Annotated in this window: 1 protein-coding gene; it reads right to left on the bottom strand. The window is 35.5% G+C overall.

From position 1 onward, the window contains the following. Positions 1-127, bottom strand: a 127-nt coding sequence (locus tag AB9K37_RS00500) for a hypothetical protein (protein ID WP_369835106.1), incomplete at its 3' end; no start/stop codon positions are given. Between the last annotated feature and the right edge of the window lie 217 nt (positions 128-344).

The raw sequence follows: 344 nt of genomic DNA on the forward strand, positions 1-344 counted from the left end.
CAACACCTGGAACAACTGGCGCTACATCGTATAACGATAGCTCAGAACCAGCTGGTAATTGTGTTTTAAGTAATAAAGAAAGGGCCTGGCCGATACCACCAGCTGCGCCTAAAACTGCAACTTTCATGTGAATTCTCCGTGATTAGAGGTAGGTATTTAAAAAAGTGCCATAAAGATAATGAAAAGTGCGCATAAAAACAAATAAAACAGGTATTTTTTACATAAATCTCGACCATAGTTGTAAACTTTATCCGACTCGATTAGTTGACAACGCTATCAATTAAAAAAATCGCGTTTTCATTGAGATTAATTCAACTCTAATTGAATTAAGATGACGATTTTAT

The sequence above is a fragment of the Donghicola sp. XS_ASV15 genome (assembly GCF_041224595.1).
In the GTDB taxonomy this organism is placed as follows: Bacteria; Pseudomonadota; Alphaproteobacteria; order Rhodobacterales; family Rhodobacteraceae; genus Donghicola.